18 protein-coding genes, 1 tRNA gene and 1 pseudogene are annotated in these 21,785 nt (G+C 71.7%); 14 read left to right on the forward strand and 6 right to left on the reverse strand.

Features of this window, described 5'->3' with window-relative positions:
• Positions 1-266: 266 nt before the first annotated feature.
• The gene (locus AC3IX6_RS22630; protein ID WP_489364050.1) at positions 267-1,835 is read right to left on the reverse strand and encodes a potassium/proton antiporter; all 1,569 of its coding nucleotides are present in this window, start codon (positions 1,833-1,835) and stop codon (positions 267-269) included.
• Between the two features lie 321 nt (positions 1,836-2,156).
• On the opposite strand from AC3IX6_RS22630, the gene AC3IX6_RS22635 reads away from it, so the two are divergent.
• Positions 2,157-5,003 carry a penicillin acylase family protein gene (locus tag AC3IX6_RS22635; RefSeq protein ID WP_489364052.1) on the forward strand — a complete coding sequence of 949 codons (2,847 nt, stop codon included), beginning with the start codon at positions 2,157-2,159 and terminating at the stop codon, positions 5,001-5,003.
• A gap of 21 nt (positions 5,004-5,024) precedes the next feature.
• Here the strand turns inward: AC3IX6_RS22635 and AC3IX6_RS22640 are convergent, their stop codons facing one another.
• Positions 5,025-5,636 (reverse strand): 5-formyltetrahydrofolate cyclo-ligase, encoded by a 612-nt coding sequence (locus AC3IX6_RS22640; RefSeq protein ID WP_489364054.1) that lies wholly within the window; start codon positions 5,634-5,636, stop codon positions 5,025-5,027.
• A 92-nt stretch (positions 5,637-5,728) separates the two neighbouring features.
• On the opposite strand from AC3IX6_RS22640, the gene galU reads away from it, so the two are divergent.
• From galU to AC3IX6_RS22675, 7 genes are all read left to right on the forward strand, one after another.
• Positions 5,729-6,631: a UTP--glucose-1-phosphate uridylyltransferase GalU gene (galU, locus tag AC3IX6_RS22645; RefSeq protein WP_489364056.1), complete on the forward strand. Its 903-nt coding sequence runs from the start codon at positions 5,729-5,731 to the stop codon at positions 6,629-6,631.
• A 4-nt stretch (positions 6,632-6,635) separates the two neighbouring features.
• Entirely contained in the window at positions 6,636-7,991 is a 1,356-nt protein-coding gene (glp, locus tag AC3IX6_RS22650) for a molybdotransferase-like divisome protein Glp (RefSeq protein ID WP_489364057.1), read from the forward strand.
• An 89-nt stretch (positions 7,992-8,080) separates the two neighbouring features.
• Positions 8,081-8,584, forward strand: a complete 504-nt coding sequence (gene moaC, locus AC3IX6_RS22655; RefSeq protein ID WP_254385928.1) for a cyclic pyranopterin monophosphate synthase MoaC — start codon at positions 8,081-8,083, stop codon at positions 8,582-8,584.
• 56 nt (positions 8,585-8,640) lie between these two features.
• Complete coding sequence (locus AC3IX6_RS22660) at positions 8,641-9,165, forward strand: MogA/MoaB family molybdenum cofactor biosynthesis protein (protein ID WP_489371526.1); 525 nt, start codon at positions 8,641-8,643, stop codon at positions 9,163-9,165.
• Positions 9,166-9,182: 17 nt separating this feature from the next.
• Positions 9,183-9,812: a GNAT family N-acetyltransferase gene (locus AC3IX6_RS22665; protein ID WP_489364059.1), complete on the forward strand. Its 630-nt coding sequence runs from the start codon at positions 9,183-9,185 to the stop codon at positions 9,810-9,812.
• Between the two features lie 157 nt (positions 9,813-9,969).
• On the forward strand, positions 9,970-10,980 hold the full coding sequence (sepX, locus tag AC3IX6_RS22670; protein WP_489364061.1) for a divisome protein SepX/GlpR: 1,011 nt from the start codon (positions 9,970-9,972) through the stop codon (positions 10,978-10,980).
• 78 nt (positions 10,981-11,058) lie between these two features.
• A tRNA-Ala gene (locus AC3IX6_RS22675) sits at positions 11,059-11,132 on the forward strand.
• An 88-nt stretch (positions 11,133-11,220) separates the two neighbouring features.
• On the opposite strand, the pseudogene AC3IX6_RS22680 reads toward AC3IX6_RS22675, so the two are convergent.
• Positions 11,221-11,598: pseudogene (locus tag AC3IX6_RS22680) on the reverse strand (TIGR04222 domain-containing membrane protein); the annotation flags it as partial.
• A complete protein-coding gene (locus tag AC3IX6_RS22685; RefSeq protein ID WP_489364063.1) occupies positions 11,568-12,068 on the reverse strand; it encodes a GNAT family N-acetyltransferase in 501 nt (166 codons plus the stop codon). The pseudogene AC3IX6_RS22680 and the gene AC3IX6_RS22685, both read right to left, overlap by 31 nt.
• Before the next feature lie 38 nt (positions 12,069-12,106).
• Here AC3IX6_RS22685 and AC3IX6_RS22690 point away from each other — a divergent pair, with 38 nt between their 5' ends.
• On the forward strand, positions 12,107-12,910 hold the full coding sequence (locus AC3IX6_RS22690) for an exodeoxyribonuclease III (protein ID WP_489364065.1): 804 nt from the start codon (positions 12,107-12,109) through the stop codon (positions 12,908-12,910).
• Here AC3IX6_RS22690 and AC3IX6_RS22695 read toward each other — a convergent pair.
• Positions 12,892-13,551, reverse strand: coding sequence for a MerR family transcriptional regulator (locus AC3IX6_RS22695; RefSeq protein WP_489364067.1), 660 nt, complete (start codon positions 13,549-13,551; stop codon positions 12,892-12,894). The genes AC3IX6_RS22690 and AC3IX6_RS22695 overlap by 19 nt on opposite strands.
• A gap of 208 nt (positions 13,552-13,759) precedes the next feature.
• On the opposite strand from AC3IX6_RS22695, the gene AC3IX6_RS22700 reads away from it, so the two are divergent.
• The 4 genes from AC3IX6_RS22700 (at position 13,760) to AC3IX6_RS22715 (ending at position 17,420) form a co-directional block, all read left to right on the forward strand.
• On the forward strand, positions 13,760-15,343 hold the full coding sequence (locus AC3IX6_RS22700) for a flavin-containing monooxygenase (protein ID WP_489364068.1): 1,584 nt from the start codon (positions 13,760-13,762) through the stop codon (positions 15,341-15,343).
• The gene (locus tag AC3IX6_RS22705; protein ID WP_489364070.1) at positions 15,340-16,302 is read left to right on the forward strand and encodes an alpha/beta fold hydrolase; all 963 of its coding nucleotides are present in this window, start codon (positions 15,340-15,342) and stop codon (positions 16,300-16,302) included. The genes AC3IX6_RS22700 and AC3IX6_RS22705 overlap by 4 nt, the downstream gene beginning before the upstream one ends.
• The gene (locus AC3IX6_RS22710) at positions 16,299-17,183 is read left to right on the forward strand and encodes an SDR family oxidoreductase (RefSeq protein WP_489364072.1); all 885 of its coding nucleotides are present in this window, start codon (positions 16,299-16,301) and stop codon (positions 17,181-17,183) included. Before AC3IX6_RS22705 ends, AC3IX6_RS22710 begins: the two co-directional genes overlap by 4 nt.
• Positions 17,184-17,261: 78 nt before the next feature.
• Positions 17,262-17,420, forward strand: a complete 159-nt coding sequence (locus AC3IX6_RS22715) for a hypothetical protein (protein WP_489364074.1) — start codon at positions 17,262-17,264, stop codon at positions 17,418-17,420.
• A 114-nt stretch (positions 17,421-17,534) separates the two neighbouring features.
• Here AC3IX6_RS22715 and AC3IX6_RS22720 read toward each other — a convergent pair whose 3' ends face one another.
• Complete coding sequence (locus AC3IX6_RS22720) at positions 17,535-20,831, reverse strand: S41 family peptidase (RefSeq protein ID WP_489364076.1); 3,297 nt, start codon at positions 20,829-20,831, stop codon at positions 17,535-17,537.
• A 210-nt stretch (positions 20,832-21,041) separates the two neighbouring features.
• On the opposite strand from AC3IX6_RS22720, the gene AC3IX6_RS22725 reads away from it, so the two are divergent.
• On the forward strand, positions 21,042-21,632 hold the full coding sequence (locus tag AC3IX6_RS22725) for a TetR/AcrR family transcriptional regulator (RefSeq protein WP_274553102.1): 591 nt from the start codon (positions 21,042-21,044) through the stop codon (positions 21,630-21,632).
• Positions 21,633-21,785: the final 153 nt, after the last annotated feature.

Consider the following 21,785-nt stretch of genomic DNA (forward strand, 5'->3'; position numbering starts at 1 on the left):
CCTCTTGCGCAAAACCGAGTGATACCTGGGCGCCCACTGCGGGAGGGTGCCACGGCCGCTTTGCGGTCGCGCCAGCTCTGCGTCAGGCAGAGTTGGTTCGATGTGTTGTTCCTTAATCGTACAGGCAGATCGACCGATACGCCCTGTGATTCGGGCTACAGGGCGTGTCTTCACCTGCGATTAACTGGAACTTTGCATTCAGGCCCCACTCAAACAGGGGTGAATCCGGACAGAGGCCATCGAAAATACTGAATTAGAGCGCCGCTCTAACCCTTCCCGGAGTCCTTCCCGGAGCCTTTGGCAGAGCCCTTGGCAGAGCCTTTTCCGGATCCCTTGCCCGCGCCCTTGCCGGAGCTCCTGGCCTTCCCGCCCGCGGCCCCGTCGCCCTCTCCGCCGGTGCCCAGCCAACCCGCCAGCTTGCCGCCCCGGGCCACCGCACGCAGCCGCGCCTCGGCCGCGTCCCGTACCGGGTCCGTGGCCACCACCAGCAGCTCGTCCCCGCGCCGCAGCACGGTCGACGGTGCCGGTACGAAGCTGCGCGCGTCCCGTACGACCAGCGTGACGGAGGCCCCCGGCGGCAGCCGCAGCTCGCTCACCTCGACGCCGTGCATCCGCGAGGCGGGCGGGATCGCGAAGGACAGCAGGTGCCCGCGCAGCTTCTCCAGCGGCGCCGACTCGATCCCGAGGTCGGAGGCGGTCTCGTCGCTGTTGCCCAGCTTCAGCTTGCGCGCGAGCCACGGCAGGGTCGGCCCCTGGACCAGGGTGTAGACGACGACCAGGACGAAGACGATGTTGAAGACCCGCTCGCTGCCCTCGATCCCGGACACCATGGGGATGGTCGCCAGGATGATGGGCACGGCTCCGCGCAGGCCCGCCCAGGACATGAGCGCCTGCTCCTGCCAGGGCAGCCGGAAGGGCAGCAGCGAGACGAAGACCTCCAGCGGCCGGGCCACCATCGTCAGCACCAGCCCGATGATCACCGCCGGCCAGAAGTCGTTGACCAGCTCGTGCGGGGTGACCAGCAGGCCCAGCAGCACGAACATGCCGATCTGGGCGATCCAGCCGAGCCCGTCCGCGAATCCCCGGGTGGCGGGCCAGTGCGGGAGCTTCGCGTTCCCGAGCACCATCGCCGCCAGGTACACCGCGAGGAAGCCGGAGCCGTGAGCCATCGCGCCGGCCGCGTAGGCCGTGATCGCGATCGCCATCACGGCGATCGGGTAGAGGCCCGAGGCGGGCAGTGCCACGTGCCGCAGTCCGTACGAGCCCAGGAAGCCCACCGCCAGGCCGATGGCGACGCCGATCGCCAGCTCCAGCGCGATCTTGCCTATGAGGACGTACCACTGGTCGACCGGCCCGACGGTCGCGAAGGCCACGACCAGGATGACGACGGGGGCGTCGTTGAAGCCGGACTCGGCCTCCAGCACGCCCGTGATCCGGGAGGGGAGCGGGACCTTGCGCAGGACCGAGAAGACGGCCGCGGCGTCGGTCGAGGAGACGACCGCGCCGATCAGCAGGGCCTGCCGCCATTCGAGTCCGACCAGGTAGTGCGCGCCCGCCGCGGTCACGCTCACGCTGATGGCGACGCCGACCAGCGACAGCACGATCGCGGCCGGCAGGGCCGGCTTGATCTCTTTCCACTTCGTGCCCAGGCCGCCCTCGGCGAGGATCACCACGAGCGCGGCATAGCCGATCACCTGGGTCAGCTCGGCGTTGTCGAACACGACGTTGCCGATGCCGTCCTGGCCTATCGCAATACCTATGCCGAGGTAAATGAGCAGGCTGGGGAGGCCGCTGCGCGAAGAGACGCGTACCGCCGCCACGGCGACGAGCAGCACGAGCGAGCAGACCAGCAGGAGCTCATTCAGCGTGTGGACAGTCAGCGGGCGGCCCTTTCCTCGACGTGCCTGACGATGACGGAACGGGGGACGTCGGACTGACGCATCGTTCCGGCACGGGCACGGACGGCAAGTACTTCGTTACCTTACCTAATCTTTGACGCGCCCTTTACTCGATAGCCACATTGTGAAACGCCCGAGGGTCTCTGTCCTCATGACCTGTCGTCATCACCTCGACCCCTGACGGATCAACGCACCCGGTCCTGCGCCTATGGTTGCTCCCAGCACTCCCAGGACCACCCTGCCCCTCTAAGGACAGCGATGCCCGCCAACGAAACCGCCCCTTCCGTCAAGAAGAAGGGACGACGCGCCCGTCTGATCGTGCTCGTCCTGGTGCTGGCGCTCTTCGCTGGCCTCGGGTACGGGGCGTACTGGAGCGTGGACAGTGTGCGGGCCTCGTTCCCGCAGACCACCGGCTCCCTCAAGGTCCCCGGCCTGACCGGGACCGTCGACGTCAAGCGCGACGCCAACGGAATTCCCCAGCTGTACGCCGACTCCGACGAGGACCTCTTCCGCGCGCAGGGCTTCGTGCACGCGCAGGACCGGTTCTGGGAGATGGACGTACGCCGCCACATGACCTCCGGGCGGCTCTCGGAGATGTTCGGCGCCGGCCAGGTCGAGACGGACGCCTTCCTGCGCACGCTCGGCTGGCGCCAGGTCGCGCAGCAGGAGTACGACACCAAGCTGTCGGCCGACACCAAGAAGTACCTGCAGGCCTACGCCGACGGGGTCAACGCGTACCTGAAGGGGAAGTCCGGCAAGGACCTCTCCGTCGAGCACGCCGCCCTCAAGCTCAGCGACTCCTACCAGCCCGAGCAGTGGACCCCGGTCGACTCGGTGGCCTGGCTCAAGGCGATGGCCTGGGACCTGCGCGGCAACATGCAGGACGAGATCGACCGCGCGCTGATGACGGGCAAGCTCTCGCAGGCGCAGATCGACGAGCTCTACCCGCCGTACCCCTTCGACCGGAACCGTCCGATCGTCGAGGGCGGCACCGTCAAGGGCGGGAAGTACACCCCCGCGGCCGGTCCCGGCTCCGGCAGCCCCGTGGGCTCCGGCGCCACCACCGGCGGATCGGGCGGCGCCACCGGCTCCCAGGTCTCCACCCAGACCACCGGCGAGACCGGGCTGGCCGGCAACGCCACCGCCCAGGGCGCCACCGTGGGCCTGCGCACGCAGCTCGGCGCGCTGGCCGACACCCTCGACGAGATCCCCGCGATCCTCGGCCCGGCCGGCAGCGGCATCGGCTCGAACTCCTGGGTCGTCGCCGGCAAGTACACGACCACCGGCAAGCCGCTGCTCGCGAACGATCCGCACCTCTCCCCGCAGCTGCCCTCGGTCTGGTACCAGATGGGCCTGCACTGCCGGGCGGCCTCGGCCTCGTGCCAGTACGACGTGGCCGGCTACACCTTCTCCGGCATGCCGGGCGTGGTCATCGGCCACAACGCCGACATCGCCTGGGGCATGACCAACCTCGGCGCCGACGTCACCGACCTCTACCTGGAGCAGGTCAAGCCCGAGGGCTACGTCTACGACAACAAGGTGCTCCCCTTCACCACCCGCGAAGAGGTCATCAAGATCGCCGGCGGCGGTGAGAAGAAGATCACCGTCCGGTCCACCAACAACGGCCCGCTGATCTCCGACCGCAGCGACGAGATCGCCACGGTCGGCGCCCGCGCCCCCGTGAACAGCGCCGCCCCGGACCGCGGCAACGGCTACGGGGTCTCCCTGCGCTGGACCGCGCTGGACCCGGGCAAGTCGATGGACGCGGTCTTCAAGCTCAACCGGGCCAAGAACTTCCAGGACTTCCGCACCGCGGCCCGCGACTTCGAGGTCCCCTCGCAGAACCTGATCTACGCGGACAACAAGGGCCCCAGCGGCAACATCGGCTACCAGGCCCCCGGCCGCATCCCGATGCGCACCACCGGCGACGGCAAGATGCCCGCCCCCGGCTGGGACTCCAAGTACGCCTGGAAGGGCGGCAAGGACGGCAACGCCGGCTATGTCCCGCAGGACGAGATGCCGTGGGCGCTCAACCCGGACCGCGGCTTCATCGTCACCGCGAACCAGGCCGTCACCGAGACCGGCCAGGGCAAGTACCCGTACCTGCTGACCACCGACTGGGGCTACGGCGCCCGCAGTCAGCGGATCAACGACCTCATCGAGGCGAAGATCAAGGACAGCGGGAAGATCTCCACCGACGACATGCGCACCATGCAGATGGACAACAGCAGCGAGATCGCCGCGCTGCTGACCCCGATGCTGGCCAAGATCGACGTCTCGGACCCGGCCGTCCGCTCCGCGCAGAAGCTGCTGGACGGCTGGAACTACACGCAGGAGCCCGACTCGGCGGCCGCCGCGTACTTCAACGCGGTCTGGCGCAACATCCTCAAGCTGGCCTTCGGCGACAAGATGCCCAAGGAGCTGCGGGTCGAGGGCAGCTGCATGAACGTCCCCGAGCAGACCACCGGCCCGGCCGACGACCTCGCCAAGATGGTCCGCGAATGCGGTGAGCGCGGCTCCGACTCGGCGCAGCCGGACGGCGGCGACCGCTGGTTCGAGGTGGTCCGCCGCCTGGTCAAGGACGAGAACTCGGCCTGGTGGCAGTCGCCCGCCGTCGGCCGCACCGTGGCCGCCACCACCACCCGCGACCAGCTCTTCGCACGGGCCATGAAGGACGCCCGCTGGGAGCTGACCGCCAAGCTCGGCAAGGACCAGTCGACCTGGAGCTGGGGCCGCATGCACCAGCTGATGCTGAAGAACCAGACGATCGGCACCGAGGGCCCCGGCTACCTCCAGTGGCTCCTCAACCGCGGCCCCTGGAACCTGGGCGGCGGCGAGGCCACCGTCAACGCGACCGGCTGGAACGCCTCCAGCGGGTACGGGGTCACCTGGGTGCCGTCGATGCGGATGGTCGTGAACCTCGCCGACTTCGACAAGTCCCGCTGGATCAACCTGACGGGCGCCTCGGGGCACGCGTACCACGACCACTACACGGACCAGACGACGCTGTGGGCCAAGGGCGAACTGCTGGACTGGCCCTTCGGGAAGGACGCCGTGGACAAGGCCACGGTCGACACCCTGACCCTCCAGCCCGAGGGTTCCTGACGGCCACGGCCGCAGTCGGGTTCACGAGCTGAAGCGGAGCACCCCCGACGGGGTGGCGACCGCCCGGACGGGGTGGTCGTGCGGTTCCTCCGGGACCCGCGCGACCACCTCGTCGTCGTAGAGCAGCACGACCAGTGCCGGATGCGCCCCGGCGCGCTCCAGCCGTTCCAGCACCCGGTCGTACGAGCCTCCGCCCCGCCCCAGCCGCATCCCCCGCCGGTCCACGGCCAGCCCGGGCAGCAGCACGGCGTCGGCGCCGGTCACCGCGTCCGGGCCGAGCCGGGGGCCGACGGGCTCCAGGAGCCGCATCTTGCCCGGGTGCGCGGCCTCGGCCAGGCTGCCGGGGCCTTCGTACGCCGCCCAGTCGAGGTCGTTGTCGGGCAGCAGGACGGGCAGCAGCACGCGGGTGCCGGCCGCCCGCAGGGCGTCGAGCAGCTCGCGGGTGCCGGGTTCGGAGCCGATGGAGACGTAGGCGGCCACGGTGTGGGCGGAGCCGAGTTCGGGCAGCTCCAGGGCGGAGCGGGAGAGGGCTTCGGCCGCCGTGCGCAGGGTGTCGGCGGACAAGGCGCGGCGGGCCGCGAGGAGTTCCCGGCGCAGGTCCGTCTTGGCCCTCGAAGGCTGGTTCTCTGTCACGGTCGGCTCGTATCACTTTCTATCGGGGTATACCTGATCATGTTCATCTGAAGCACACGTGGTTCACAGCACGAGGGACTATCGTTCCGCTCATGACTCAGTTGCACCCCGTGATCAAAAAGGCCGTCATCCCGGCCGCGGGCCTCGGCACTCGGTTCCTTCCGGCAACCAAGGCCACACCCAAGGAAATGCTTCCTGTGGTGGACAAGCCGGCCATTCAGTACGTCGTCGAGGAGGCCGTGTCGGCCGGTCTCGACGACATTCTCATGATCACGGGCCGTAACAAGCGGGCTCTCGAAGACCACTTCGACCGCAACTACGAGCTGGAGTCGGCGCTCATCGCCAAGGGCGACGACGACCGGCTCAAGAAGGTCCAGGAGTCCAGCGACCTGGCCACCATGCACTACGTCCGCCAGGGCGACCCCCGGGGCCTGGGCCACGCCGTGCTGTGCGCGGAGCCGCACGTCGGCGACGAACCCTTCGCCGTCCTCCTCGGCGACGACCTCATCGACCCCCGCGATCCGCTGCTGCGCCGGATGACGGAGATCCAGCAGCGCGCCGGCGGCACCGTCGTCGCGCTGATGGAGGTCGACCCCTCCCAGGTGCACCTGTACGGCTGCGCCGCGGTCGAGCCCACCGAGGAGGCGGACGTGGTCCGCATCACCGGTCTCGTGGAGAAGCCGGACGCCGCGGACGCGCCCAGCAATTACGCGGTCATCGGACGATACGTACTCGATCCGGCGATCTTCGGCATACTGCGGGAGACCGAGCCGGGCCGCGGCGGTGAGATCCAGCTGACCGACGCCCTGCAGAAGCTCGCCGCCGACGAGACCGTCGGGGGCCCGGTGCACGGCGTGGTCTTCCGGGGCCGCCGCTACGACACCGGAGACCGCGGGGACTACCTGCGGGCCATCGTCCGACTCGCGTGCGAGCGTGAGGACCTGGGCCCGGAGTTCCGCACCTGGCTTCACCATTACGTCACGGAGGAGATGTAGGACCTTGAGCAAGCCCGACGCACCGCAGGACCAAACCGCCCCGCAGCGCCTCTGGTCGGTGGACGAGCACTTGGCGGACGTCCTCGGTACGGTCCGGCCGCTGGAGCCCATCGAGCTCCAGCTGCTGGACGCCCAGGGCTGTGTCCTCGTCGAGGACGTCACCGTGCCGGTCGCCCTGCCGCCCTTCGACAACAGCTCGATGGACGGCTACGCCGTCCGGACCGCCGATGTCCAGGGCGCCAGCGAGGAGTTCCCCGCGGTGCTGACGGTCATCGGGGACGTGGCGGCCGGCGACGGCGAGCTGCCGACCGTGGGCCCCGGCCAGGCCGCCCGCATCATGACCGGCGCCCCGCTGCCCCCCGGCGCGGAAGCCGTCGTACCGGTCGAGTGGACCGACGGCGGCACGGGCGGCGGCGCCGCCACCGGAATGACCCCCGCCAGCGAGTCGCCCGAGGGCGCCGCCGGCGAGGTACGCGTCCACCGCGCCGCCGAGGCGCGGGCGCACGTCCGCGCGCGCGGCAGCGACGTACAGGCCGGGGACCTCGCGCTCGCCGCGGGCACGGTCCTCGGGCCGCCGCAGATCGCCCTGCTGGCCGCCATCGGGCGGGGCACCGTGCGGGTGCGTCCGCGCCCGCGCGTGGTCGTCCTGTCCACCGGCAGCGAACTGGTCCAGCCGGGCGAGGCCCTGGCGCCCGGCACGATCTACGACTCCAACAGCTTCGCCCTGGCCGCCGCCGCGCGGGACGCCGGAGCCATCGCCTACCGGGTCGGAGCCGTCGCCGACGACGCCGACACCCTGCGCTCCACCATCGAGGACCAGCTCATCCGGGCCGACCTGCTCGTCACCACGGGCGGGGTCAGCGTCGGCGCGTACGACGTGGTCAAGGAGGCCCTCACGGACCTCTCCACGGGCGGCATCGATGGCGAGGATATCGACGGCGCCGGGATCGACTTCCGCAAGCTCGCCATGCAGCCCGGCAAGCCGCAGGGCTTCGGCACCATCGGCCCCGACCACACCCCGCTGCTGGCCCTGCCCGGCAACCCGGTCTCCTCCTACGTCTCCTTCGAGCTGTTCGTGCGCCCCGCGATCCGCGCCCTCATGGGCCTGCCCGCCTCCGAGGTCAGCCGGCCGAGCGTGCGCGCGGTGTTCACGGCGGACAAGGCGATCGGCTCCCCGGCGGGCCGCCGCCAGTTCCTGCGCGGCAAGTACGACGCTTCGAGCGGCACGGTCAGCCCGGTCGGCGGGGCGGGCTCGCACCTGATCGCCGCGCTGGCGCACGCCGACTCGCTGATGGTCGTACCGGAGGACGTGACCTCGGTGGAGCCCGGGGCCGAGCTGGAAGTGGTCCTGCTCGGCTGAGGTCCCGCTCGGCTGAGGTACGGCGGATGCGGGTAGCGTGTTGCACCACACAGGCCCTTGCGGGGCCCGGACGGGAGCGGCACGCAGATATGAGTACGCAGAGCAGCGCCGGCGGCGCCGCCGGCACCAGGCTGACGCACATCGACGAGGCCGGCGCGGCCCGGATGGTCGACGTCTCGGCGAAGGACGTCACCACCCGGACGGCGCGGGCCAGCGGCCGTGTGCTCGTCTCTCCCCGGGTGATCGAACTGCTGCGGGGCGAGGGCGTTCCCAAGGGCGACGCCCTCGCCACCGCGCGGATCGCCGGGATCATGGGGGCGAAGAAGACCCCCGACCTGATCCCGCTGTGCCACCCGCTGGCCGTCTCCGGGGTGAAGGTGGACCTGAAGGTCACCGACGACGCCGTCGAGATCCTCGCCACCGTCAAGACCGCGGACCGCACGGGCGTCGAGATGGAGGCGCTGACCGCCGTCGCGGTCGCCGGGCTCACCGTCATCGACATGGTCAAGGCCGTCGACAAGGGCGCGGTCATCACCGACGTGCGGGTCGAGGAGAAGACGGGCGGCAAGTCCGGCGACTGGGCGCGCTCGTGAACGCCCCGCGCGGCGGCGAGGTCCACAGCCACGCCCATGCCCCGGAGGCGGAACCGGTGGAGCCCGGGGACCCCGGGCTGCGCGCGCTGGTCGTCACGGCCTCGAACCGGGCCTCGCAGGGCGTGTACGCGGACAAGGGCGGCCCCGTGCTCGCCGAGGGCCTGCGCGCGCTCGGCTTCGCGGTGGACGGCCCGCGCGTGGTCCCCGACGGGGATCCCGTGGAGGCGGCCCTGCGCGAGGGCGTGGCCGCCGGGTACGACGTCATCCTGACCACCGGCGGCACCGGCATCTCGCCGACCGACCGGACCCCCGACGCCACCGCCCGCGTACTGGACTACGAGATCCCGGGCATCCCGCAGGCGATCCGCGCCGAGTCCCTGGCGAAGGTGCCCACCGCGGCCCTGTCCCGGGGGCTGGCGGGCGTGGCCGGCCGCACCCTGATCGTGAACCTGCCCGGTTCCACGGGCGGGGTCCGCGACGGGATCGCGGTCCTGTCCCGCGTCCTGCTGCACGCCGTCGACCAGATCCGGGGCGGCGACCACCCTCGTCCCGAGGGCAGACCCCCGGGGAGCGCGAGCTGAACGGCCCCTCCTGGCCGGTGGTGCTGACGGACGGCGACGTAGCGCTCCGGCCGATAAAGCTCCGGGACCAGGCCGCCTGGCGCGAGGTCAACCGCCGCAACCGCGACTGGCTCCGGCCGTGGGAGGCGACGATCCCGCCGCCCGCTCCCTGGGGGCCGGTGATCCAGCGGCCGACGTACCGCCAGATGGTGCGCCACCTGCGGGCGGAGGCGAACGCGGGGCGCATGCTGCCGTTCGTCGTCGAGTACCAGGGACGCCTGGTGGGCCAGTTGACGGTCGCCGGGATCACCTGGGGCTCGATGTGCGCGGGCCACGTCGGCTACTGGGTGGACCGGGACGTGGCGGGCCGCGGAGTGATGCCGACGGCGGTCGCGCTCGCGGTGGACCACTGCTTCGGCAAGGTCGGGCTGCACCGGATCGAGGTGTGCATCCGCCCGGAGAACGGTCCGAGCCGCCGGGTGGTGGAGAAGCTCGGCTTCCGCGAGGAGGGACTGCGCCCGCGGTACCTGCACATCGACGGGGCCTGGCGCGATCACCTCGTGTACGCGCTGACGGCGGAGGAGGCGCGGGAGGGGCTGCTGCGGCGCTGGCACCGCGAACGCCATCCGCACGGCCCCGCCGAGCCGGGCACGCTGCCGGAACAATAGAAATCCGATATCTGTTCGAATTCTTTCGTCCAATGACCGATTCGCCCATAACCTGATCCGAAGAATCACAAAAAAAGTCCGTGATATCAGCGAGATCGTGCGACACGCCGTCCCAATTGGCGGATCCCCCCGCCCGCGCCCCTCTACGGTGTGGGGTGTGAGCAGCAGCGGCCTCATCTACGCAGTCATCGTCGGGGCCTGGGCCGCCTACTTGGTGCCCATGTGGCTCCGGAGGCAGGACGAGCTGAACGAAGCCCGTCCGACGGAACGCTTCTCCACCGCCATCCGGCTGCTTTCCGGCCGGGCGGGAATGGAGCGCCGTTACGCCAAGGGGCTGCGTGAGCGCGGTGACGAGGAGGCGCGGCCCCAGCCCCCCGCGGACCCGGACGCCGCGACGGAAACGGTCAAACCCGTGGACGCCGCCGACGCCCGGGCCGTCGTCGTGCCCCCGCCGACCCGGTCCGAACCGAGATCGGCCGCCTCCGAGCGGGCCGACCGTGCGGAGCGGGCCCGCCGCGAACAGCGCCTCGTCGTCCTGGCCCGCCGCCGGCGCACCACCGCGCTGCTCTTCCTGATCTTCACCCTCGGCGCGGTCGCCGCCGCCGTCGGCGGACTCCAGTACCTGTGGGCCCCGGCCGTCCCCGCCCTGCTGCTGAGCACGTACATCGTGCACCTGCGGGTCCAGGAGCGACGCCGCTACGAGTTCACCATGGACCGGCGCCGCGCCGAGGCGGCCGCCCGCCACCTGCGCGAGAACCGCCCCCGGCGCCGGGAATCCGAGCCGGCCGCCGGCTCCGACCCGGACCCCGCGCCACCCGTCTCCCCGCAGGAGGCCGGCCGGCGCGCCCTGGTCGAGCAGACCGACCACGCCGAGTGGGTGGACCAGCAGCGCGAACGCGAGCGCGGCCCCGCCCGCGGTGACAGCTGGGAGCCCGTCCCGGTGCCGCTGCCGACGTACGTGACGGCCCCGGTCGCCCCGCGCGCCACCGGCCCGGCGACCCCGGACCCCTGGAGCGCGACCCGCTCCAGCACGGCCGAGCCGACGGAACCCCGCCTGCGCGCCCAGCCGTCGACCCCGTCGCCCCGCCCCCGCCCGCGCGATGCGGCGCGTACGCCCCTCTTCGACCAGTACGAGGGCGACGAGCGCCCGCGCGCCGCGAACGAGTGATCGATGACCTGCGCGGACGCTCCCCGATACCGGTTTTGGAGCACCCGCGAGGGGATGCTAATGTTTCACACGTCGCAAGGGCCTGTGGCGCAGTCTGGTAGCGCACCTCGTTCGCATCGAGGGGGTCTGGGGTTCAAATCCCCACAGGTCCACAAACGACAGTTCACGGGTTGCTCCCGCGAACGTCACGAGATCCCGTCCGGTCGGAAGACCGGGCGGGATCTTTTGCGTTCGGGCCTCGCGCACGGTCGCGATCGCGGCCGGGACGCCGCGTCCGCGCGAGCAGAACGCCGTGAGCACCGCTTCGACCGGGTGGCGGGCGGGTGGTGCGGGCGTGGTCGCGCGGACGCGGGGGCCGGTGATGGTCAGCGCGCCGAGGTCGCGCAGGGCGATCAGGGCGGTTTCGGCGACGCGTTGGGGGCCGCCGGCCAGGTGGGCCAGTTCGTAGACGCTCGGATCGGTGGGCACGGTCCCCCCGCTGGGTCGTGGTGACGTCCTCGGCCCAGTGTGGGCGCGGTGGCCGGAGGGCGACCCCGGCGGTGGGGAGTTCGGAGGCCGATCTGAGGTTCGGGGAGGGGTCGGGGCGGCTACGCCGGGTTCAGGGGCTTCGTCATGCAGCGGCTGGAGTCGTGGAAGCGGTAGTGGCCGAACTTGGCGTCCGTCAGGGTGTAGCCCTCGGAGAGGTAGAGGGCGATGGCCTCCGGCTGCTGGTCGCCGGTTTCCAGGGCCATGCGCACGCGGCCGGCCGCGCGGGCGTCCGCTTCGAGGGCGGCGAGCATGCGGCGGGCCAGGCCCAGGCCGCGGGCCTCGGGGATCACGTACATGCGCTTCAGCTCGGCGTCGCCGTCGGCGTAGCCCTCGTCGTTCGCCTCGTGGCTGCGCCAGCCGCCGCTGGCCACCGGCGCGCCCGAAGCGTCGTAGGCGAGGAGGTAGAGGCCCTGCGGCGGGGCGAACATCGCCGGGTCGAGGAAGGTTTCGTCGCCCTCGCCCTCGTAGCGCTCCTGGTATTCGATCTGCACTTGGTCATTGAGCTTGACCGCGTCCGGGTGGTCGTACGACACGGCGCGGAGCTGGATCTCCTGAGACATCCGAACAGCCTACGGAACGCTCCGGCTATCGTGCAGGGATGTTCTCTGTGACCTCCGTGAATGTGAATGGAATCCGCGCCGCCGCCAAGAAGGGGTTTTCGCCCTGGCTCGCCGGGTCCGACGCCGACGTCGTCTGCCTGCAGGAAGTGCGGGCCGAGGAGGGGCAGATTCCGGACGAGGTGCGGGCGCCCGAGGGGTGGCACACCGTGTTCGCACCGGCCGCCGCCAAGGGGCGGGCCGGGGTCGCGCTGTACACGCGGCGGGAGCCGGAGCGGGTGCAGGTCGGATTCGGGAGCGAGGAATTCGACAGCAGTGGGCGGTACCTGGAGATCGATCTGCCCGGTGTGACCGTCGCCAGCCTCTACCTGCCCTCCGGCGAGGCCGGGACCGAGAAGCAGGACGAGAAGTACCGGTTCATGGGGGAGTTCCTCACGTACCTGAAGGAGCTCAAGGTGCGGGCCGCCGCGGACGGGCGGGAGGTCGTCGTGTGCGGTGACTGGAACATCTGCCACCAGGAAGCCGACCTGAAGAACTGGAAGACCAACCGGAAGAACGCCGGCTTCCTCCCCGAGGAGCGCGAGTGGCTCGGGCAGGTGTACGGCACCGCCGGGTACGTGGACGTGGTGCGGAGCCTGCACCCGGACACCGAGGGGCCGTACTCCTGGTGGTCCTACCGCGGGCGGGCCTTCGACAACGACGCCGGCTGGCGGATCGACCTGCAGGTGGCGACGCCGGGGCTGGCGGCCAAGGCCGTCAAGGCGTTCGTGGAGCGGGCCGAGACGCACCCCGAGCGGTGGTCCGACCACGCGCCCGTGACCGTGGTCTACGAGCTCGGCGTCTGACCCGGTACGGGTGGGCGCAGGCGGTCCATGGACATCGTGAGTTCCGCCTCGACCACGCTCTTGGCCAGGGGGCGCAGGCGCGGGACGGCTTCCTCCGAGATGTGGGTGGAGATGAGCTCCGTGAACAGGGCCGCCATCGCGTCCGTGTGCTCGCGGACCCGGCGGCCCGCCTCCAGGACGGCCGAGAGCGGTACGCCCTCGCGGACCAGGGCCGAGGAGACGTCCAGGAGCCGGCGGCTGACGTGGACGATCTCCTCGCCGTCGGTGGCGAGGTAGCCGAGGTCGAGCGAGGCCGCCAGGTTCTCCGGGGTGACCTCGCCCTCGAAGTAGTCGGCGAGGGCCTCGGGCGTCAGGCGGACCGGGGTCTCCTCGGACCAGCCGATGCCGAGCAGCTCACCCAGCTGGCCCACGTCGCGGCCGTTCTCGAAGGCGACGGTCAGTTCGGCTATCCCGCCGAGGGTGTGGCCGCGCTCCAGCAGGGCGGCGATGGTGCGCAGCCGGGCCAGGTGGTGGTCGTCGTACCAGGCGATGCGGCCCTCGCGGCGCGGCGGCGGCAGGAGCTTGCGCTCACGGTAGAAGCGCAGGGTGCGTACGGGTATGCCGGCGGCCTCGGCCAGCTCTTCCGTGCGGTATTCGCGCACTGTGGTCCTTGCTTCTGTCGCTGAGGTGGGTGGCACGGCGTCCTGCGTCGCATTGTGCGGCACGTGGGCAGCCTAGGGCGTACTCCCGGTAACTTTCCCGGCGCGACCCCTACCCATGAGTACGGGGCTGCTCTACTCTCCCGATTGTGCCAGTGATTGCTGGCAGCATCTGAATGGGCGTTGGCATCGGCATCCGAAGGTGGCTGGCATGGGCGGTGGCATGGACGGGCGCGAGCGGGAACGCGAGCACGGACGCGAGCACGTACGCGTTGCGGTGATCGGGTCCGGGTTCGGCGGGCTGGGCGCGGCGGTGCGGCTGCGGCGCGAGGGGATCACGGACTTCGTCGTCCTGGAGCGCGCCGACTCCGTCGGCGGCACCTGGCGGGACAACAACTACCCCGGGTGCGCCTGCGACGTGCCCTCCCACCTCTACTCCTTCTCCTTCGCGCCCAATCCCGACTGGCCCCGCACCTTCTCCGGGCAGCCCGCGATCAGGGAGTACCTGGAGCACGTGGCGGACACCTTCGGGCTGCGCCGCCACATCCGGCTGAACCACGAGGTCCGGATGATGAGGTGGGACGCGGACGCGATGCGCTGGGAGATAGAGACCTCGGGCGGGGACCTCACCGCCGACGTGGTCGTCTCCGCCACCGGGCCGCTGTCGGACCCGAAGATGCCGGAGATACCCGGACTCGCCGGCTTCCCCGGCAAGGTCTTCCACTCGGCCCGCTGGGACCACGACTACGACCTGCGCGGCAAGCGCGTGGCCATGATCGGTACGGGCGCCTCCGCCATCCAGATCGTGCCCGCCATCGCGCCCGAGGTGGAGCGGCTCACGCTCTTCCAGCGCACCCCGCCGTGGGTGATGCCGCGCACCGACCGGGCGATCACCTCGGTGGAGCGCTGGCTGCACCGCCAGCTCCCCTTCACCCGGGCGGCCCGCCGCGGGCTGCTGTGGGGGATCAGGGAACTCCAGGTCAGCGCCTTCACCAAGCGGCCGAACCAGCTCGGTCTGATCGAGTCCCTGGCCAAGGCGAACATGGCGCGCTCGATCAAGGACCCGGAGCTGCGGGCCAAGCTGACGCCCTCGTACCGCATCGGCTGCAAGCGGATCCTGCTGTCGAGCGAGTACTACCCGGCGCTCGCCCGGCCCGACGTGGACCTCGTGGCCTCCGGGCTGAAGGAGATCCGGGGGTCGGTGCTGGTAGCGGCCGACGGGACCGAGACCGAGGTCGACGCGATCGTCTTCGGCACCGGCTTCCACGTCACGGACATGCCGATCGCCGACCGGGTGGTGGGTGTGGACGGCAAGACCCTCGCGGAGGTCTGGAAGGACGGGATGCAGTCGCTGCGCGGGGCCACCGCGGCGGGCTTCCCGAACTGGATGACGATCATCGGGCCGAACACCGGGCTCGGGAACAGCTCGATGATCCTGATGATCGAGTCGCAGCTGAACTACATGGCGGACTACATGCGCCAGCTGGCCCTCCTCGGTGGGAGCAGTCTGGGCGGGAAGGTCGCCCTCGCCGCCCGGCCGTCCGCGGTCAACGCCTGGAACCGGCAGGTCCAGACCCGCATGGAGCGGACGGTGTGGAACACCGGCGGCTGCACCAGCTGGTACCTGGACGCGCAGGGCCGCAACACCACGGTCTGGCCGGGCACCACCGGGGAGTTCCGCAAGGAGACCCTGGGCGTGGACCTGGGCGAGTACGAGGTCGTACGGGGCCGCGAGCGCGAGCGCGAACGGGTTCCGGCGGCCGCCGCCGAAGCGGAGCGGGAGGGGGCCGCGTGAGCCGCCTGACGCACGTGACCGCGGGGCCGTACGCCCCGCCGGCCGCCCGCCGGGAGCTGGTCGCCACCTCCGCCGACGGTGCGCGCCTGCACGTCGAGGTGCACGGCGAGGACGGGGCCCCGGCCGTCGTGCTCGCGCACGGCTGGACCTGTTCCACCGCCTTCTGGGCCGCGCAGATACGGGCCCTGGCCACCGGGCACCGGGTCATCGCCTACGACCAGCGGGGCCACGGCCGCAGTCCGGCCGGCTCCGTGTCCGGCTACGGCACCGCCGCCCTCGCCGACGACCTGGTCGCGGTCCTGCGGGCCACCCTCGCCCCCGGAGAGAAGGCCGTCGTCGCGGGCCACTCCATGGGCGGGATGACGGTCATGGCAGCCGCCGCCCGGCCGGAGTTCGCCGAGCACGCCGCGGCCGCGCTGCTGTGCAGCACCGGCAGTGGCCGGCTGGTCGAGGAGGCGCAGGTCCTGCCGTGGCGCGCCGGCCGCGCGAGGACCCGTATCACCGGGGCGATCCTGGGATCCCGGGCCCCGCTCGGGCCCGTCACGCCCGTCGCCCGCAAGGTGCTGAAGTACGCCACGATGGGCCCCGGCTCCGCGCCCGAGAAGGTCGAGGCCTGTGCGCGGATCGTCCACGCCTGCCCCACCCCGGTGCGGCACGCCTGGTCCGGGGTGCTGGCCTCGCTGGACCTCGACGCGCAGCTGGCCGCGCTCACCGTGCCCACCGCGGTCCTCGGCGGCAAGAGCGACCGGCTGACGCCGATCGTGCACGCCCGGGGGCTGGCGGCCGCGCTGCCGAACTGCGTGGGGCTCACCGAGCTGACCGGGGTGGGGCACATGAGCCCGATCGAGGCCCCGGAGGCCGTGACCGCCGCCGTGCGCGAGCTCGCCGGGGCGTATGTCGGACGCTCCGCCGTCAGCCGTTCCGACGTCAACGAACCCGCAGAGGAGAAGACCCCGTGAGTGCAGGCAAGAGTCTGGAAGGACAGGTCGCCGTCGTCACGGGGGCCGCGCGCGGGGTCGGCGAGCTGCTCGCCCGCAAACTGTCCGCCCGCGGCGCGAAGGTGGCCCTCGTGGGCCTGGAGCCCGAGGCCCTCAAGGAGGTCTCCGCGCGGCTGCACACCGACAGCGACCACTGGTACGCCGACGTCACCGACCACGAGGCCATGGCCCGGGTCGCGCAGGAGGTCAAGCAGCGCTTCGGCAAGGTGGACATCGTCGTCGCCAACGCCGGTGTCGCCTCCGGCGGGCCTTTCGCCGACTCCGACCCCGACGCCTGGCGCCGGGTCATCGAGGTCAACCTGATCGGCGGCGCCGTCACCGCCCGGGCCTTCCTGCCCGTGCTGATGGAGAGCCGCGGCTACTTCCTGCAGATCGCCTCCCTCGCGGCGATCACCCCGGCGCCGATGATGACCGCCTACTGCGCCTCCAAGTCCGGGGTCGAGGCCTTCGCGCACTGCCTGCGCGCCGAGGTCGGCTACAAGGGGGTCAAGGTGGGCGTCGGCTACCTGTCCTGGACCGACACGGACATGGTGCGCGGCGCCGACCGGGACGAGGTCATGCGCGAACTGCGCCAGCGGCTGCCGTGGCCGTCGAACCAGACGTACCCGCTGGGGCCGGCCGTCGACCGGATCGTGGCGGGCATCGAGCGGCGCTCGGCGCACGTGTACGCCCAGTGGTGGCTGCGGGGCATGCAGGGGGTCCGCGGGTACCTGCCCGCGATCATCTCGGCAGTCGGACAGCGCGAGATGAAGCGGTTCGAGCCGCGACTGGCCAGCGTTTCCAAGGGGCTTGTGGGGGCCGGCGGGGCCGCGGACGAGCAGGAGCGCAGTCAGGGCCGCTGATCGGAATGCGAGGAATGTCCACCTGGGCGAGACTGGTCGGGTTCCCCTTACCGAACACCGTTACAGGAGTGAGGACCCATGGGCATCAGGGACCAGTTCCAGGACAAGGCGAAGGAACTCGCGGAGAAGGCGAAGGCCTCCGGCAAGCAGGACGAGGTGTCCGAGCGCGCCTCGCAGGCCGCCGACCAGGCCAAGGACAGGGCTCGCGACACGTTCGACGAGAATTTCGACAAGTAGGCAGCAGTCCCTGAGAAACGTGCCGAGGGGTGCGACCCGCCGTCCCGGGTCGCACCCCTTTCGCATGCCCGCATGCCCTGCGGTCACCCGCCCCGCCCGGTCACTCCCGCGCGGTCACCCCCGCGGCGGCAGCTTGGGCCGGCGCCGGTCCGGTACGTCCGTGTAGCCGGGCGGCACCGCGGCCGGGTCCTGTTCCAGCAGCTCCAGCGCCAGGTGCACGGCGTCGTCGAGCTGTGCGTGCCGTCCCTCCGCCCAGTCGAGCGGGGTGCGCAGGATCGGCAGGTCGGGCTCCACGCCCTGGTTCTCCACGGACCAGCCGTACTCGGGGAACCAGGCCGCGTTCATCGGCACCGTGATCACCGTGCCGTCGCCGAGGGTGTGCCGGCCGGTCATGCCGACCACCCCGCCCCAGGTGCGCTGGCCCACGACCGGGCCGAGCCCCAGCAGCTTGAAGGCGGCCGTGATCATGTCCCCGTCGGAGGAGGTCGCCTCGTCGGCCAGGGCGACGATCGGGCCCCGGGGCGCGTTGGAGGCGTAGGAGACGGGCTGCGCGTTGCGGGTCAGGTCCCAGCCGAGGATGGAGCGGGTCAGCTTCTCCACCACCAGCTCGCTGATGTGCCCGCCGGCGTTGCCGCGTACGTCCACGAGCAGGGCGGGCTTGGACATCTCGGCGCGCAGGTCGCGGTTGAACTGCGCCCAGCCCGAGCCGCCCATGTCGGGGATGTGCAGGTAGCCGCACCGGCCGCCGCTGATCTCCCGGACCACCGCGCGGCGTTTGGCCACCCAGTCCTGGTAGCGCAGCGGGCGTTCGTCGATCAGCGGGACGACCGCGACCCGGCGCGAGCGGCCCTGGCCCTCGGCGGGCTCGAAGGTGAGCTCCACGGTGGTGCCGCCGGCCGCGGACAGGAGCGGGTAGGGCCCGGTGACCGGGTCCACCGGCCGGCCGTCCACGTGGGTGAGGACCGCGCCCTCGCGGATGCCGGTGCCCGCGAGCGGGGAGCGGGCCTTGGAGTCGGAGGACTCGCCGGGCAGGATCCGGCCGACGACCCAGGACCCGTCGCGGGGGAAGAGGTTGGCGCCGAGCAGGCCGATGGCCCGCTGGTAGTGCGGGGGGCCTTCGTTGCGGCGGGCCGGGGACACGTACGCGTGCGAGGTGCCGAGCTCGCCGAGGACCTCGCGCATCAGGTCGGCGAACTCGTCGGGGGAGGCGACCCGTTCGACCAGGAAGCGGTACTGGCGCAGCACCCCGTCCCAGTCGATGCCGCACATCTTCGGCTCCCAGAAGTAGGCGCGGATCAGCCGCCCCGCCTCCTCGAAGGCCTGGCGCCACTCCGCCGCCGGGTCCACCTCGTGCAGGATCCGCCGCAGGTCCAGGTAGACGGTGGAGTCGCTGTCGCCCGACTCGGTCGCCGGGACCGCGCGCAGGTCGCCGTCCTCGTTGACGACGAGCCGGGTGCCGTCGCCGCTGACCGCGAACCAGTCCAGCCCGGAGGCCAGCTCCGTCTTGCGGGCCTTGGTGAGGTCGAAGTACTCCAGTGTCGGCTTGCCGCTCACGTCGGCCGGATTGGCGAAGGTCTCGCCGAGTGCGCCCGAGATCGGCCAGCGCAGCCACACCAGCCCGCCGCCGTGCACCGGGTACAGGGCCGAGTACTTGGAGGCCGACACCGGGAAGGGCGTCACCCGGCTCTCCAGGCCCTCCACCTCCACGGTGACCGCTCCGTCGCCGGACTCCGAGTCCCCCTCGACCGGGTCCAGTCCGCCCGCGGCCGGGCGCCCGTCGGGGGAGAAGGCGAAGGGGGAGGGGGTGGCCGAGGACAGCGGCACCAGGTACGGGCGGCAGCCCAGCGGGAAGGACAGGTCGCCGGTGTGGACGTCGTAGACCGGGTCGAAACCGCGCCAGGACAGGAAGGCGAGGTAGCGGCCGTCCCGGGTGAAGACCGGGCTCTCGTCCTCGAAGCGGCCGTTGGTGACGTCGATGATCGTGTGGGCGCCGGGTCCGGAGATCCGGGCCATCTTGATCTGGCGCAGCGAGCGGCCGATGCCCGGGTGCGACCAGGTCAGCCAGCAGCCGTCGGGGGAGAAGGCGAGGTCGGTGACGGGCCCGTTCTCGGACCGGATCAGCTCGCTGGCCTCGCCGTTGGACTCCTCGGTCGCGTCGATCAGCAGCAGCCGGCCGTCGTTGGAGGCGATCGCGAGCCGCTCCCCGTCCGGATCGGAGAGCAGCTCCAGTACGCGGCCCAGCGCGCCCGAGGCGAGCCGGCGCGGCTCGCGGTCGCCCGAGGCGCGGGGCAGGTAGGCGATCTCGATCGCGTCCTCGCCCTCCGCGTCGGTCACGTACGCCACCTGCCCGCCGCTGCCGAGCATCTCGGGCAGGCGGACCCGTACGCCCGGGGTGTCGGCGATGGTGCGGGCGGGCCCGTCGCGGTGCGTGAGCCAGTACAGGCTGCCGCGCACGACGACGGCACTGGCCCGCCCGGTGGTGTCGACGGAGAGGGAGTCGACGTGGCTGGCGGCCGGGACCTGGTAGGTGCGCCGGCCGGCGCGGGGGCCGCCGAGGCGGACCTCCAGTTTGCGCGGGGTGGCGCCTTCGGCCAGCGACTCCACGATCCACAGGTCGCCGGCGCACTGGTAGACGATCCGGGAGCCGTCGCTGGAGGCGTGCCGGGCGTAGAACTCCTCGTGGTCGGTGTGCCGGCGCAGGTCCGTGCCGTCGGGGAGGCAGGAGTAGACGTTGCCGATGCCCTCGTGGTCGGAGAGGAAGGCGATCCGGCCGTCCACGAACATCGGCGAGTCCAGGTGGCCTTCGATGCCTTCCAGCAGTCGCTGCCCGTGCAGCCACAGCCGGCCGGTGGCGCCGCCGCGGTAGCGCTTCCACGCGGCGGGCTCGTGCGGGGGCTTGCCGGTCAGCAGCAGGGTGCGCCGCTCGCCCGGCTCCTCGCCGTCGGGGGCCTCGTCGTGGACGGCGATGTCGGAGACGGGCCCCCAGGGGAGCCGGCCGCCGGGGCTGCCGTCGGTGGGGAGGGTGTACGCCCAGGCGAAGTAGGAGAAGGGCTGGCCGTGCGAGGAGACGGCCAGGATGTCGCTGCGACCGTCCTTGTCGGGCGGGGTCCAGCCGCAGACCCGGGTGTCGGTGGCGCCCCAGTAGCTGAGGCGGCGCGCCGGGCCGCCCGAGACGGGGGCGAGGTGGATCTCGGGGTCGAGGCTGCGCCAGGTGGTGAAGGCGATGTGCTTGCCGTCGGGGGAGAACCGGGGGTGACCCACCCGGGTCCGGTCGACGGTGATCCGCCAGGCCCGGCCCGCGGGCTCTCCGGGAGGAACCAGGGGCGCCACCCAGAGATCGTCCTCGGTGGCGAAGCACAGCAGATCGTCGTGGAGATGGGGGAACCGGAGGTACGCCGCGTCGTGACTCACCCCCCAATGCTTTCCGCGCGGAGGGGGGCTGGCAACTCGTACAGGTGATCCATGCGGCTTCCCGCGGGGGCGGCGGGCGGCCTTGGGGACGTGACCGACACCACGCCCCAAGCGAAACGGAACGGTTTCGTTTCGCTCGGGAGCCGGGGTATGGTCGATCCGTACGAAACGGTTTCGTTCGGTTGGGCAAGGTCGGGAGGAGACGCCGAGATGGTCGAAGAGGTCATGTCGCGTCGCAGCCGGATCACCCCCGAACGGGAAGCCGAACTGCACGGTGCGGTCCTCGACCTCCTCCGGGAGGTCGGCTACGAGGCGCTGACCATGGACGCGGTCGCCGCCCGTACGAAGTCCAGCAAGGCCACCCTCTACCGCCAGTGGGGGAGCAAGCCCGAGCTGGTCGCGAAGGCCCTGCGCTGCACCCAGCCGGTCTCCCTCCGGGAGATCGACACGGGCAGCATCCGCGGGGACTTCGGGGTCATGATCGAGAACTCCGACGATGCGCAGATGGCGAAGGACACCGCACTGATGCGGGGCCTGACCCACGCGGTGCACGAGAGCCCCGAGCTCCACAAGGCGCTGCGGGACCTGCTGGTCGATCCGGAGATCAACGGTCTGCAGGAGATGCTGCAAAGAGCGGTCGACCGGGGCGAGATCGCCCCGGACTGTCCGGCCCTGGCCTTCGTTCCGCACATGCTCATCGGGGCGTTCATCGCCCTTCCGCTCATCGAGGACCGGTCCGTCGACCGGACCTTCCTCGGTGACTTCATCGACGCCGTGGTCTTCCCCGCCCTCGGCGTCTGATCCTGCCCGGCCGCACACCTGCCCGGCTGCTCACCCGCGCAGCCGCCCGCCCGCGCTGTCCCCGCGCTCGATTCCTGCCTGCTCCTGACACGCCGCTCTCGTCGTCGGAACGGCATTTCATGCCCTGATCCATCCCACGACCCGAACGGGAGA

Source organism: Streptomyces sp. GL_141 (assembly GCF_057834385.1).

Coding starts and splice junctions, on each gene's coding strand:
- AC3IX6_RS22635 (WP_489364052.1), top strand. CDS start 2,157: ATGCCCGCCAACGAAACCGCCCCTTCCGTCAAGAAGAAGGGACGACGC.
- galU (WP_489364056.1), top strand. CDS start 5,729: ATGACTCAGTTGCACCCCGTGATCAAAAAGGCCGTCATCCCGGCCGCG.
- moaC (WP_254385928.1), top strand. CDS start 8,081: ATGAGTACGCAGAGCAGCGCCGGCGGCGCCGCCGGCACCAGGCTGACG.
- AC3IX6_RS22685 (WP_489364063.1), bottom strand. CDS start 12,068: ATGTCTCAGGAGATCCAGCTCCGCGCCGTGTCGTACGACCACCCGGAC.
- AC3IX6_RS22690 (WP_489364065.1), top strand. CDS start 12,107: ATGTTCTCTGTGACCTCCGTGAATGTGAATGGAATCCGCGCCGCCGCC.
- AC3IX6_RS22700 (WP_489364068.1), top strand. CDS start 13,760: ATGGGCGGTGGCATGGACGGGCGCGAGCGGGAACGCGAGCACGGACGC.
- AC3IX6_RS22715 (WP_489364074.1), top strand. CDS start 17,262: ATGGGCATCAGGGACCAGTTCCAGGACAAGGCGAAGGAACTCGCGGAG.
- AC3IX6_RS22725 (WP_274553102.1), top strand. CDS start 21,042: ATGGTCGAAGAGGTCATGTCGCGTCGCAGCCGGATCACCCCCGAACGG.